The organism is Aurantiacibacter marinus, assembly GCF_001021555.1.
GTDB classification, from domain to species: Bacteria; Pseudomonadota; Alphaproteobacteria; order Sphingomonadales; family Sphingomonadaceae; genus Alteraurantiacibacter; species Alteraurantiacibacter marinus.
On record NZ_LDCP01000002.1, the window covers coordinates 562,943 to 576,598 of the forward strand.

The 13,656-nt window shown below is 59.8% G+C and carries 13 protein-coding genes; 12 read left to right on the plus strand and 1 reads right to left on the minus strand.

Annotation, left to right across the window (positions count from 1 at the left end):
- Positions 1-41: 41 nt before the first annotated feature.
- The 12 genes from AB731_RS09085 to AB731_RS09140 all read left to right on the plus strand — a co-directional run bounded on the left by AB731_RS09085 (position 42) and on the right by AB731_RS09140 (position 12,760).
- Positions 42-350 (plus strand): hypothetical protein, encoded by a 309-nt coding sequence (locus tag AB731_RS09085; RefSeq protein ID WP_052768964.1) that lies wholly within the window; start codon positions 42-44, stop codon positions 348-350.
- A gap of 86 nt (positions 351-436) precedes the next feature.
- A complete protein-coding gene (locus AB731_RS09090) occupies positions 437-1,966 on the plus strand; it encodes an EAL domain-containing protein (RefSeq protein WP_047093385.1) in 1,530 nt (509 codons plus the stop codon).
- 262 nt (positions 1,967-2,228) lie between these two features.
- Positions 2,229-3,191 (plus strand): malate dehydrogenase, encoded by a 963-nt coding sequence (gene mdh / locus AB731_RS09095; protein ID WP_047093384.1) that lies wholly within the window; start codon positions 2,229-2,231, stop codon positions 3,189-3,191.
- Positions 3,188-3,664, plus strand: coding sequence for a hypothetical protein (locus tag AB731_RS09100; protein WP_047093383.1), 477 nt, complete (start codon positions 3,188-3,190; stop codon positions 3,662-3,664). The genes mdh and AB731_RS09100 overlap by 4 nt, the downstream gene beginning before the upstream one ends.
- Positions 3,665-3,688: 24 nt before the next feature.
- Positions 3,689-4,579, plus strand: a complete 891-nt coding sequence (gene sucD / locus AB731_RS09105; RefSeq protein ID WP_047093382.1) for a succinate--CoA ligase subunit alpha — start codon at positions 3,689-3,691, stop codon at positions 4,577-4,579.
- A gap of 33 nt (positions 4,580-4,612) precedes the next feature.
- Entirely contained in the window at positions 4,613-7,459 is a 2,847-nt protein-coding gene (locus AB731_RS09110) for a 2-oxoglutarate dehydrogenase E1 component (protein ID WP_047093381.1), read from the plus strand.
- 12 nt (positions 7,460-7,471) lie between these two features.
- The gene (gene odhB, locus AB731_RS09115) at positions 7,472-8,710 is read left to right on the plus strand and encodes a 2-oxoglutarate dehydrogenase complex dihydrolipoyllysine-residue succinyltransferase (protein ID WP_047093380.1); all 1,239 of its coding nucleotides are present in this window, start codon (positions 7,472-7,474) and stop codon (positions 8,708-8,710) included.
- Positions 8,711-8,737: 27 nt separating this feature from the next.
- A complete protein-coding gene (lpdA, locus tag AB731_RS09120) occupies positions 8,738-10,150 on the plus strand; it encodes a dihydrolipoyl dehydrogenase (protein ID WP_047093379.1) in 1,413 nt (470 codons plus the stop codon).
- Between the two features lie 3 nt (positions 10,151-10,153).
- Positions 10,154-10,984: a hypothetical protein gene (locus AB731_RS09125; protein WP_047093378.1), complete on the plus strand. Its 831-nt coding sequence runs from the start codon at positions 10,154-10,156 to the stop codon at positions 10,982-10,984.
- Positions 10,981-11,403, plus strand: a complete 423-nt coding sequence (locus tag AB731_RS09130) for a VOC family protein (protein ID WP_047093377.1) — start codon at positions 10,981-10,983, stop codon at positions 11,401-11,403. The genes AB731_RS09125 and AB731_RS09130 overlap by 4 nt, the downstream gene beginning before the upstream one ends.
- Positions 11,404-11,453: 50 nt before the next feature.
- Positions 11,454-12,140, plus strand: a complete 687-nt coding sequence (locus AB731_RS09135; protein WP_231638894.1) for a PepSY domain-containing protein — start codon at positions 11,454-11,456, stop codon at positions 12,138-12,140.
- Positions 12,137-12,760 (plus strand): trimeric intracellular cation channel family protein, encoded by a 624-nt coding sequence (locus AB731_RS09140; RefSeq protein WP_047093375.1) that lies wholly within the window; start codon positions 12,137-12,139, stop codon positions 12,758-12,760. The genes AB731_RS09135 and AB731_RS09140 overlap by 4 nt, the downstream gene beginning before the upstream one ends.
- 4 nt (positions 12,761-12,764) lie before the next feature.
- Here the strand turns inward: AB731_RS09140 and AB731_RS13670 are convergent, their stop codons facing one another.
- Positions 12,765-13,613, minus strand: coding sequence for a hypothetical protein (locus AB731_RS13670; protein WP_052768963.1), 849 nt, complete (start codon positions 13,611-13,613; stop codon positions 12,765-12,767).
- Positions 13,614-13,656: the final 43 nt, after the last annotated feature.

Sequence of the window (13,656 nt, forward strand, 5' to 3'; positions counted from 1 at the left end):
CGGCATGAGACCTTCAGCAATCGCAGGCACCAGATCTATCCATGTCCATTCGCTTCGCCGCTCCCGCAAAGTCCTGCAAGGTTCGCATGGCGCCAGACTTCGTCCGCCGCATTCGGTCGTTCCCGGCCAATGACGATGGAGATATAGTGGGCGCCGAGCATCTGAGTGCGGCCCTGCGCCATTTCGCCAAGCACGGGATTGCAGCGGCGCAGAACGCACGCGAACAGGCCATTGCCGCAGGCCGCGCCGGCGACCGCCAGACTTTTGAATGGTGGCTGGAAATCTGCCGCGCTCTGGACCGCCGCATGGCGCGCGGGATTGACCAAGCAGGTCGAACAGCTTCGATTTAATTACCATATACTTATGCTGGTATAGGGACTGCGGTCTAGGGGTACACTTACCGGATCAATGATGTGCCGCGCCTAAGACCGCAAGCATGGCATGGCTTGGCGATCACTTTCACACACAATGGCGCCTTGCGGTGGCCGGCTTCGCGATATCCCCAGCCTTCATCGTCATGCTCTGCATGGGCGGAATGTCCCGTATCGGCCTGATACTGGCATGCGCAGCCATTGTTGCAGGCAATATCGGTCTTGGCCGCGCACTTGGCCGGAACACTGCCGAGAGGCTTGCGAGCGCCAAAGCACACCTCGATGATGCCGAAGTGATCCTGAAAAAAGCGCAGACCGACCCGGTTACCGGGCTTTTTAATCGGTCAGGAGGCGATGCTTGCCTGCCTTTGCTGGCAGAAGACCTTGCTGCGGACGAGCACCTGATCCTGATGTCGATTGACCTTCGCAGGTTTCGGGAAACCAACAATTTGCTTGGCTATGCCGTGGGCGATGAAGTGCTGCGCAAGGTATCGTTGCGTTTGCAGGAAGCAGCACCGCCCGGGGCCCTGATCGCCCGTATTTCCGGTGACCGCTTCCTGCTTGCCTGCCGGCATGCTGCACCTGAATCGGCGACAGGGATTGCCTCGCTGATCAATCAGGCGATGGCAGTACCGCTACATATCGATGGGCATCGCATTCCCAATGGCGCAGCAATCGGCGTTGCGACCATGCCGGGCGATGCGCAATGTATTGAGCAATTGCAAAACGCGGCGGATCTCGCGCTTTATCATGCCCGCGCCGCGATGCATGGCGAAATGCGTTTCCATCATCCCGGAATGATCCGCAGTCTCGATCATCAGAAGCGGACGGAATCCGAGCTGCGTGATGCCATCTTGAAAAATGATATTTCGGTCACGTTCCAACCAGTTGCAGACCTGCGAACCGGAAAAATCTGCGCATTCGAAGCGCAGGCAATATGGCTTGATCCCGTCAGGGGAGAAATGGCCCTTGATCAGATCCTGACCAGCGGCGAAGCCGGCGGGCAGGTGATAACCCTTGGCAACTGGCTCACCACACAAGCGGCGACAGCGGCAAAAGACTGGCCGAGTGATGTGAGCCTGAGTGTTAAGCTGCTGCCCTCGCACATCATGGCATCAGGTGCTGCCTTGGGCGTGCTTGCCGCGCTGAATGCAACGGGACTGGATCCCGTCAGGCTCGAAATCCAGATCGGTGGCAACATGCTGCGCGGTGATGACACCGCAGTCCGCGAATTTGTGGACCATCTGGATAAACACGGCGTGTGTTTTGCGATCGATGATCCTGAAATAAGCCACGCGTCGATCCAACAGATACTGCGCTATCCCTTCTGCAGCATGAGGATCAGATCCGAACCGCGCGGCGATGTCGCCGTTCGCGCCATGGCCAGCCTCGGCCAGCCACTCGGCCTGACGCTTTTGGCCAGCGATCTCGCATGCGCAGCGCAGCTTCGCACCGCCCGTTCGGCGGGCTGCACCATGGGACAGGGCCGCTACATCAGCCAGGAAGTGTCCGCCGAAATCGCGCTGCAATTGCTGAAGCGCGAAAAAGACCCTTCAGTGGAAGATCTGTTCGGAGCCCGGCAACTGGCCAGCTGACGCGCAAGCAAAGCCGGGCGGCGAAGACCGGGAACCGCGCAGCTTTCAAACCGTCAAATACATGGCACTTTGAAACCCGATCACAGCCGTTAGTGCTATTGCGAACTGTTATCAAAGACATTTCCCGATTGGCTGTTGCAAACCCCCAATCAGCCGCCTAGTGCGGGTGCCTGAATTCGGTGCGCGGCCCCGCTGGGCGCATGGTCGCGAATGCTTGAGCGAGACAAATGCGCCCGTGGCACGAAGGACTTAGGTTTACCCCATGGCACGCAAGAAGATCGCACTCATCGGCTCCGGCATGATCGGCGGCACACTCGCCCACCTCGCAGCGAAGGCGGAAATGGGCGATGTCGTCCTGTTCGACATTGCCGAAGGCATGCCGCAGGGCAAGGCGCTGGACCTGTCGCAGTGCGGCCCGGTCGAAGGCTTTGACGCGAAAATCACCGGCACCAATGACTATGCCGATCTGGCGGGCGCGGATGTTGTGATCGTGACCGCTGGTGTGCCGCGCAAGCCCGGCATGAGCCGTGACGATCTGCTCGGCATCAATCTGTCCGTGATGAAGGCCGTGGGTGAAGGCATCAAGAACAACTGCCCGAACGCATTCGTGATCTGCATCACCAACCCGCTGGATGCGATGGTGTGGGCACTGCGCGAATTTTCCGGCCTGCCGCACAACATGGTCGTCGGCATGGCGGGCGTGCTGGACTCTGCCCGTTTCGCAACCTTCCTCGCATGGGAATTCGATTGTTCCGTGAAGGATGTGAACGCATTCGTGCTCGGCGGCCACGGCGATACCATGGTGCCCGTGCTCAGCTATTCCACAATCAACGGCATTCCGGTGAAGGACATGGCCAAGATCAAGGGCATTCCCGAAAGCCGCCTCGACGAAATCGTGGCGCGCACCCGCGCAGGCGGCGGCGAGATTGTCGGCCTGCTGAAAACCGGCTCCGCCTATTATGCTCCCGCCACCAGCGCGATCAGCATGGCGCAGGCCTATCTGGGTGACCAGAAGCGCATCCTGCCATGCGCGTCCTACGTCGAAGGCAAATATGGCGTAGATGGCCTGTATGTCGGCGTCCCAACGCGCATCGGCGCGGGCGGCACGGAAGACGTCATTGAAATCGAACTGTCGGACGAAGAAGCGAACAATCTGAAGGTCAGCGTCGATGCGGTTGAAGAACTGCTCGATGCGTGCCGGGGATTAGACGCGAGTTTGGTATGAAGCTGGGCAAACTCTCGGCTGGTTTGGCCCTCGTTTTTGGCTTGCTCAGCCTCACAACCGCAGCACAAGCTCAAGAGATTGAACGCCAGCTGATCGCCGAATGGACCTCCAGCAGCCGTGCTCCGGAAACGCGCACCGAATGTGTTGACCGCGAGGGTGGTCGTGATCACCTCGGCAATCGCTTCCGCGCCTGCACAGAATGGCGCACACAGGCACGCATCTATTTGCAGCGCACCTATCTGGTACTGAGCGGTCCTGTACAGCCTAATCGCGACAATCGCCGTGCGGCAGAGGGATGCATGAATGTTGCCGCTGCCGCTGCTCAATCAAGCGCTGGCGAGCAGGTTGGTGGTGATGCATCCCCTGTGGCTCAAGCTGCTTTCAGCCAATGTGTCGATGCCGCCGAAATGTCCAATTCCGATGCCTATACGGTATCGATTCTTGAAACTGCTGACTGGTCCGGTTGGCTCTGAGCAATTGCATACTAAGGAATATCCATGTCCATCCTCGTAAACAAAGACACCAAGGTCATCACGCAAGGGATGACTGGTAACACCGGCACGTTCCACACGCAGCAGGCGCTCGATTATGGAACCAAGATGGTTGCGGGTGTGACGCCGGGTAAAGGCGGGTCCGAACATCTCGGCCTGCCGCAGTTCAACAATGTTGGCGAAGCAAAGGCAGCAACCGGCGCGACCGCAAGTTGCATTTACGTGCCGCCGCCCTTCGCTGGCGACGCGATCCTTGAAGCGATCGACGCTGAAATCGAGCTGATCGTTGCGATCACCGAAGGCATTCCGGTGATGGACATGGTGATGGTGAAGCGCGCGCTTTCCGGCTCCAAATCGCGCCTGATCGGCCCGAACTGCCCTGGCGTTCTGACGCCCGGCGAGTGCAAGATCGGCATCATGCCCGGCTCCATCTTCCAGAAGGGCAGTGTTGGCGTTGTCTCCCGCTCGGGCACGCTCACCTATGAAGCTGTGCACCAGACCACGGCTGTGGGCCTCGGTCAGACGACCGCTGTCGGCATCGGCGGCGATCCGGTGAACGGCACCAATTTCATCGACGTGCTCGACCTGTTCCTGTCCGATGATGAGACCAAGTCCATCATCATGATCGGCGAAATTGGTGGCAGCGCGGAAGAAGAGGCAGCCGAGTTCATCAAGCAAGAAGCCGCCAAGGGCCGGTCCAAGCCAATGGTCGGCTTCATCGCTGGACGCACCGCGCCTCCGGGCCGCCGCATGGGCCATGCCGGCGCTATCGTATCGGGCGGCAAAGGCGGCGCGGATGACAAGATTTCGGCGATGGAAGATGCGGGCATCCGCGTATCCCCCTCGCCATCCGAACTTGGCACCACGCTCGACGCGCTGCTGAAAGAACTGGCGTAAACCGAACGCTCTCCCGCACCGTCAGGAACCGACATGGGTAACGAACCGCAAAATTTCCTCCCCGAGCTGCCTTCGCAGGGCGATGCGCAAGCCGGGCCTAGCTGGGGCAATCCGCGCTGGCCGCTGGTCGATGATGCGGGCGATTTGTCGGCCGCGATGGACCCGACCGACATGGTCGCGGTGGTGCAGCAGGCTGCGGCAAAGGCGGGCAAGCCGGCAGACAGTGCCAGCGTGGAAGAGGCGTGCCGCGATTCCATTCAGGCGATGCTGCTGATCCGGCTGTACCGGGTGCGTGGCCATCTGGCGGCGGACCTTGATCCGCTGGGATTGTCGCACCGCGAAACGCCCGAGGACCTTACGCTCGCTTGGCACGGCTTTGCAGGCAAGGAAGACAAGGAGGTCTTCGTTGGCGGGGTATTCGGGTTTGAATGGGTGAAGGTTGGCGTACTGTTCGACGTACTCCGAAACACCTATTGCGGCCATGTCGGCCTGGAATACATGCATATCGCCGACACTGAAGAGCGGCGCTTTTTGCAGGACCAGTTCGAAAAGCCCGAAGAGACGATCCAGTTCACCCCCGAAGGCAAGCAGGCCATTTTGCAGGCTGTCATCAGGGGCGAAGAATATGAAAAATTCCTCGGCAAGAAATACGTCGGCACGAAGCGGTTCGGCCTTGACGGCGGCGAAGCAATGATCCCGGCGCTGGAAGCGGTGATCAAATATGGCGGCTCCACCGGGATTCGCGAAATCATATACGGGATGGCGCACCGGGGCCGATTAAACGTGCTCGCGAACGTCATGGCGAAGCCTTACCACGTGATCTTCCACGAATTTTCCGGCGGCAGTGCCAACCCTGACGATGTCGGCGGATCAGGCGATGTGAAATACCACCTTGGCACCAGCACGGACCGCGAATTTGACGGCATCAAGGTGCATATGAGCCTCGTCCCCAACCCCAGCCATCTGGAAGCGGTGAACCCTGTCGTGCTCGGCAAGACCCGCGCGCAGCAGGCGATGCATGATGATCTGGATACGCATGAAAAGGTCCTGCCGGTCCTGATTCACGGCGATGCGGCCTTTGCTGGCCAGGGCGTGGTGTGGGAATGTTTCGGCATGTCCGGCGTGCGTGGTTATTCCACCGGCGGCTGCCTGCACTTTATCGTGAACAACCAGATTGGCTTCACCACCAGTCCGAAATTCGCACGCTCATCCCCCTACCCGTCCGACGTGGCGAAAGGCGTTCAGGCGCCCATCCTGCATGTGAACGGCGATGATCCCGAAGCGGTGACTTTCGCCTGCAAGCTGGCCATTGAATATCGCCAGAAGTTCAAGCGCGATATCGTGATCGACATGTGGTGCTATCGCCGGTTCGGCCACAATGAAGGCGATGAGCCGAAGTTTACCCAGCCGCTGATGTATGATGCGATCAAGCAGCACCCGCGCGTATCGGAAATCTATTCCGATCGTTTGCTGAAGGAAGGCGTGATCGAAGCTGGCACCGCGCCTGCCATGCGGCAGGACTTCATCGACCACCTGGAAGGCGAATTCCAGTCGGCCAAAAGCTACACACCGAACGAAGTCGACTGGTTCGCCGGCCGGTGGAGCGGGCTGCACAAACCGGCCGATCCGGAAACCGCGCGGCGTAATGTCGAAACTGCGATCGACAAGAAACTGTTCGACAGTCTTGGCCGCACGCTGACCACCGTTCCAGACGATCTCACGATCCACAAGACGCTGGGCCGTGTCCTCGATGCGAAGCGTGAAATGTTCGCCAGTGGTGGAGGTTTTGACTGGGCAACCGCAGAAGCGCTCGCCTTTGGCAGCCTGGTATCAGAAGGATTTGGCGTACGCCTTTCCGGCCAGGATTCGGGCCGCGGCACGTTCAGCCAGCGTCATGCGATCTGGGTCGACCAGAACAGCGAAGACAAATACATTCCGCTCGCCACGCTCCCGCATGGCAAGTTCGAAGTGTATGATTCCACGCTGAGTGAATTTGGCGTGCTTGGTTTCGAATACGGCTTCTCTCTGGCTGATCCCAAAACACTCGTGATGTGGGAAGCGCAGTTCGGCGATTTTGCCAATGGCGCGCAGATCATGATCGACCAGTTCATTGCCGCAGGCGAAGTGAAGTGGATGCGTGCCAATGGCCTCGTCCTGCTGTTGCCGCACGGCTACGAAGGTCAGGGGCCGGAACATTCCTCTGCTCGCCTCGAACGTTTTCTGCAATTGTGCGCGAACGACAATATCCAGGTCTGCAACATCACCAGCCCGGCGAATTACTTCCATGTTCTACGCCGCCAGATGATGCGGTCTTTCCGCAAGCCGCTGGTTATCATGACGCCCAAAAGCCTGCTGCGTCATGCCTCCGCCAGATCCGAAGCGGCCCAGTTCAGCGGCGACAGCCATTTCATGCGCATCCTTTCGGACCAGAAAGAGATCGCCGACAAGAACGTGCGCCGCCTCGTGCTGTGTAGTGGCAAGGTCGCCTATGATCTGATGGACAAGCGGGATGAGCAGGAAGTGGATGATGTTTCCGTGATCCGCCTCGAACAGATCTATCCATTCCCCGGCGAACCGCTGGCCGTACGCATGAAGCGCATGACCAATCTGGAAGAGGTCGTCTGGTGTCAGGAAGAACCCCAGAACAATGGCGCATGGTTCTTCGTGCAAAACCGCATTGAAGACGCGCTGACCGCGGCCGGACATACAGGCATGCGCCCGACCTATGCTGGCCGCGAAGAAGCCGCATCACCCGCAACCGGCTTCGCCAAGCGCCATCTGGCGCAGCAGGAAGCTCTCGTATCCGTCGCGCTGGGCCTGTCCAGCCGCGGCAAATCCGCCGCCATGCAAGCGGCGCGTTCCACCAAAAAGAACAGCTGAGGAACTCCTTTCATGGCAACCGAAGTAAAAGTCCCCGCACTCGGGGAATCGGTCACAGAGGCCACCGTCGGCGAATGGCTGAAGCAGCCTGGCGACGCAGTGGCGGCAGATGAGCCGATTGTCAGCCTGGAAACCGATAAGGTCGCGGTAGAAGTGCCGTCTCCTGTTGCAGGCGTCCTCATGGAATTCGTGGTGGAGCTGGGTGAAACGGTAGAAGTCGGCGCGGTCATCGCGAAGATCGAAGCCGGCGCAACCGGGGCGGCAAAAGGCGAAGAAGCCGGACGCGCAGCAGAGCAGCGTGAGGAAAGCAACGAGGCCGACACCGCCAGTTCTTCCGATGGCTCTTTGACTATGTCACCCGCTGTGCGCCGCGCGGTAATCGAACACGGCGTTGACCCGACCACCATCAAAGGGTCTGGCAAGGATGGCCGCCTGACCAAGGAAGATGTGGTCGCCGCCGCCAAGGCCAAGAAAGACAGCAGCGGGGCTGCGGCAACCTCTGCGCCAGCTCCCTCACCCTCGCCTACGCCAGCTCCCGCAGCAAAGGGCGAACGGCGCGAAGAGCGCGTGAAGATGACACGGATGCGCCAGACCATCGCGAAGCGATTGAAAGGCGCGCAGGAAGAGGCTGCGCTGCTCACCACTTTCAACGATTGCGACATGACCGCCGTGATCGAAGCACGCAATGCCTACAAGGATGTGTTCGCCAAGAAGCACGGCATCAAGCTGGGCTTCATGAGCTTCTTTGCCAAGGCTGCTGCACTGGCCTTGAAGGATGTGCCATCCGTCAACGCACAGATCGACGGGGACGAAATCGTCTACCACGACTACATCGATCTCTCGGTAGCCGTCAGCGCTCCCAATGGCCTCGTGGTGCCGGTGGTACGCAGCATCGACGCGATGAGCTTTGCCGAGATCGAGCTCGCCATCGCCGACTTCGGCAAGCGCGCCAAGGCTGGTGAGCTGACCATGGAAGACATGAAGGGCGGCACCTTCACCATTTCCAACGGCGGCGTGTTCGGATCGCTGATGAGCACCCCGATCATCAACCCGCCGCAGTCTGCCGTACTCGGCCTCCACCGCATCGAGGATCGCCCCGTGGCGGTGAACGGCGAAGTGGTAATTCGCCCGATGATGTATCTGGCGCTAAGCTACGATCACCGCATCATTGATGGCCGCGAAGCCGTGACCGCGCTGAAGATCATGAAAGAGGCAATCGAAGATCCCATGCGGATGCTGATCGACCTTTGAGAACTTATTCCACTGTGGTGAACCAAAATGGCTGAATACGACTACGACATTCTCATCATCGGCGCTGGCCCGGGCGGCTATGTCGCTGCCATTCGCGCGGCGCAGCTCGGCCTGAAAACCGCCTGTGTGGAAAGCCGCGAAACGCTGGGCGGAACTTGCCTCAATGTCGGCTGCATCCCGTCCAAGGCGATGCTGCATGCGTCCGAATATTTCGATGCGGCGACAAATGGCACTATGGCCGAAATGGGCATCGAAGTGACGCCAAAGCTGAACATGGACAAGATGCACGCGCAGCGGCTGGATGCTGTTGACGGGCTGACGAAAGGCGTCGCGTTCCTGTTCAAGAAGAACAAGGTCGACTGGAAAAAGGGCCACGCGGAGTTTGTGGATGCCCACACGGTCGATGTTGGCGGCGAAAAGGTGACCGCTAAGGAAGTAGTGATCGCCACCGGGTCCTCCGTTACGAAACTGCCTGGCGTCGAAGTCGACAATTCCAAGCATGTGGTGGTCGATTCCACCGGCGCGCTGGAGCTGCCAACAGTGCCAAAGCACATGGTAGTGATCGGCGGCGGCGTGATCGGGCTGGAGCTCGGCTCTGTCTGGCGCAGGCTCGGCGCGAAAGTCACCTGCGTGGAATATCTCGATCAGATTTTCCCCGGAATGGATGCCGATATCCGCAAGGAATCGAACAAGATCTTCAAGAAGCAGGGCATTGAGTTCAAGCTTTCCACCAAGGTCACCGGCGTATCCGTGAAAGGCAAGACCGCCACCGTTACGCTGGAGCCTGCCGCTGGCGGCGAAGCAGAAACGATCGAAGCCGATTGCGTGCTCGTGTCGATTGGCCGCCGTCCCAACACTGATGGTCTCGGTCTCGAAAACATCGGTCTGGAAGTGAACAAGCGCGGACAGATCGAGATCGACCATGAATTCCGCACCAGCGTGGAAGGCGTACGTGCCATTGGCGATGTCGTCCCCGGCCCCATGCTCGCCCACAAGGCTGAGGACGAAGGCATTGCGGTAGCAGAATGGATTGCGGGCCAGACCGGCATCGTGAACCACGATGTGATCCCTACGGTCGTCTACACTCTGCCCGAAATTGCAGGCGTTGGCCTGACGGAAGAACAAGCCATCGAAAAGATGGGCGGCGACAAGTCCAGGATCAAAACCAGCAAATTCCCGATGATGGCGAACAGCCGCGCAAAGACCAATCACCAGACCGATGGGCTTGTGAAGGTCATTGCCGAAGCGGAAAGCGACCGTGTGCTGGGCATCTGGGCCATCGCCAGCGTGGCAGGCACCATGATTGCCGAAGCCGCCATCGCGATGGAATTTGGCGCGACGAGCGAAGACATTGCCTACACCTGCCACGCGCACCCGACCCATGCGGAGGCGCTGAAAGAAGCGGCGATGGGCGTTCAGGGCAAGCCGATCCATATCTGATCCATGCAGCCTGACATAAGCATTCGTGATCGCCTGCCAGCACTGCTGGCGCTGGCGATCCCGGTGCTTTGCGGCGCTGCGTGGATGGCGACAAACGGTGCTCCGGCGCATTATCCGCTTGTCAATCTGGGTGCGCTCGCCCTTGCCTGTCTGTGGATCATTGGCGGGCGCGGCCCCCACACCGCGCTCAGCCGCCATATCCTACTCGGTACCTTGCTGCTTGTACTGCTGAGCCCGCTGTTCATCGGGCCCGAACTGACTTCGATTACCGGCGACCGCGTGATGCGCTGGGTGCCGCTTGGCTCTGTATTGCTGCACACTGGAATGCTCGTCGCGCCTGCCCTCGTTCTCCTCGCCGCGCGCAATCGCCGTTATGGCGCAGGGTTCCTCTTGGCAGGCATACTAGCCGCAATGGTCCAACCCGACGCCGCCACCGGTTTTGCGCTGACCTTCGCCGCAGTGGGCATCCATCACGTAACAAAGGACTGGAAGTTCGGTGCTGCTGCAATCCTCGGTTTCTTCGCGTCAATTGCGATGGCGCTTAACGGAGAGATTGCGCCCCAGCCTTTCGTGGAGCGTGTACTGGTAGAGGCGACATTACAAAGCATTGCTGTGGGCTTGGCGCTGGCAATCGCGCTAATCATCAGCTTTCTGGTCATACTGTTCACAATACCCTTTGCGCGCGAAGGACGTATGGCGCTGGCAGGCCTGCTGTTTGGTTTTGCGATTATGGCGCTTATGTCCAACTATCCCACGCCTTTTGTGGGCTATGGCGCTGCTTCCATTCTCGGCTTTGGCCTTGCATTCGGATTACACAGGATACCCGCCCGATGACCAAGCTTTCACCCTTTCATCTTGCTTTCCCGGTTGACGACCTTGCGGCTGCGCGCAGTTTTTGGGGCGGCGTAATCGGATGTCCCGAAGGTCGGTCTTCGGACCATTGGATCGATTTCGACTTCTACGGCCATCAGATTGTGACGCATCTTGCTCCTGCCGCAGCGGACCGCGCCGCCAATCCGGTTGACGGGCATGACGTGCCTGTCCCGCACTTCGGCATCGTGCTGAGCATGGCGGAATGGAAAGATCTCGCAGCGAAGCTGACAGACGCTGGCGTAGAGTTCGCTATTGCGCCGTACATAAGGTTTGAAGGGCAAGTGGGGGAGCAGGCGACTATGTTCTTCCGCGATCCCGCGGGCAACGCCATAGAGATGAAAGCCTTTGCGGACCGGTCGAAACTCTTCGCCAAAGACTAGTCGACCTCGCCTGAGGTGGGTATGGGCCGCGCATGACCCGGCGCAAAATCATGCGACTCTTCGCCAAATGGCACATCTGGCTAGGCTGGCTTGTCGGCGTGCCGATCCTGATGTGGACGATCACCGGTCTGATCATGGTGTGGCACCCCATCGAACAGGTGCGCGGCGATCATTTGCGGATCGAAAGGGAGCAGGCGCTTTTGCCAGCAGGCAATCCGGTTCCAATTGCGCTGCCCGCAGATGGCAGTGTGCAGTTTCAGGAAATGCGTGTCGCCATGCAGAATGGCAGGCCCGTGTGGTTTGCGACGCATCCGGATGGCCGCGTGGAGCGTTTCGCCGCTGATGGCACCGGCGTACCGCTGCCAGCTATCGACGAGGATTATGTGCGTGCATTAGCTGCCGAGCAAATCGTGGGCGGTGCCGATCCAGTTGCAGTCGAGCAGTTCTCTGCTGAAAAAGCGCCCTTCGATTTTCGCCGTCCCGTGCCAAGCTGGCGAGTAACTTTGCAGGACGGCGCCCATATCTACATTGATGCGCAAACAGGAGAGATCGCTGCCGTGCGTTCGCGGTTCTGGCGCGTGTTCGATTTTGTATGGGGTCTGCACATCATGGACTTGCAGGAGCGCGAGGACACCAGCCATCCGGTCCTGATCCTGTTTGCCGCGCTGGGCGTGCTTGGTTCGCTGCTTGGCTGCGTGCTGATGTTTCGCCGGCGTAAGGCGCGGGTGAAGACATGAATACCGAAATCCTGACACCGCTGCTCGATTGGCTCGATCTGCTTGGCGTTGCTGTTTTTGCGCTCACCGGTGCACTCCTTGCCGGCAAGGAGCGCCAGACATTTGTGACCATGGTGTTCTTCGCGCTGATAACAGGCGTGGGCGGCGGCACGGTGCGTGATCTGTTGATCGGTGCGCCGGTGTTCTGGATTGCCGACCCTTGGGTGACGCTGATTATTCTTGGTGTGTCGCTGATTGCCTGGCTCACCCCAACGCGGTGGTGGGACGGCCTGCTGCTCGAATTCGCTGATGGCCTGGGGCTGACCGCCTACGCCGTGCTCGGCTCGGCCAAGGCTCTCAGCTACGGCGTGCCGCCGATCCCGGCTGTGCTGATGGGCGTAATCACCGGCTGCGTTGGCGGCATAATCCGGGATGTGATCGCGGGCCGCCCATCTATCCTGATGCGACCGGAACTTTACGTGACGGCTGCGGCTCTATCCGCCGCTCTGTGCGTGTTGGGAGAGTTTCTGGGCCTTCCGCGCGTGCCGGTATGGATAGGTGCAGCGACGGCCGGCTTCCTGCTCAGAAGCGCGGCCATTCGCTGGAACCTGTCCCTGCCCGCCTATTCGCGCGAACCCTGAAGGCTCAATTACCCCGCTGCGGGAAATCTGGTGCCTCTGCTGTGGCATAACGGCCATCGCCTTCGTCCTGCGAAGCGTCGCCATACCCTTCTTCACCCGGCAGCGGTCCGCCCGGATAGGCAGGCTGTGGGCCATCATTTTCCGGCGTATAACGGGCCTGTGCGCGGTAGGTATATTCACTGTCAGCTGCCGTGCGTGTGGTGGCACGGGCGCGGGCATAGGCACCGTCATCCCATTGGTCACCTGCGGGCGCAGCTGATGCGGAACTGCCGTAATTCGCATCGGCTTCATAGGAATAACCAGGCACGCCAAGATCAACGTTGCGGATTCGCCCATCATTATCGATCCAGCAGCTCCAGCCTTCGCCGCCGGACAGGGTCCCGGCAACACGCCAGCCATCGGCGGTGCGGCGCGCGCTGGATATCTCTTCCACCCGCTCATTCCCGCGCTCCACCTGATCGGCGCACATTTCAGCGGCGTTATCGAGGCCGCTGCTGTCATAGTTTCTGCGCTCATCACGATTACGGCGATCATCCCGATCACGGTAATCCCGATCACGATAATCACGGTCCCGTACCCGGTCCCGGTCGCGGTTTCGACCAGAACCCGCGATTGCGGCAATCGTGCCGAGCACCAGAACGCCAGCAATCACGTCACCTGCATCAATCCCCCGATCACGATGACGGCGGTGACGGTAGCGGTGCTGATTCTGTTCTTCGGCAGCCCCTGTCTGCACCGCCACATCGGATACACCGATGTAGGGCAGATCAACGGCCGCAGCGGGTGTTGCAACCATGGACAGTGCCGCTGCCAGGGCGGCACCCGTGGTGATCTTGGATGGCTTGGTAATCATACGATGCTTCCCTGTCCTTAACCCCGTGAAACGCAGGCGCCCT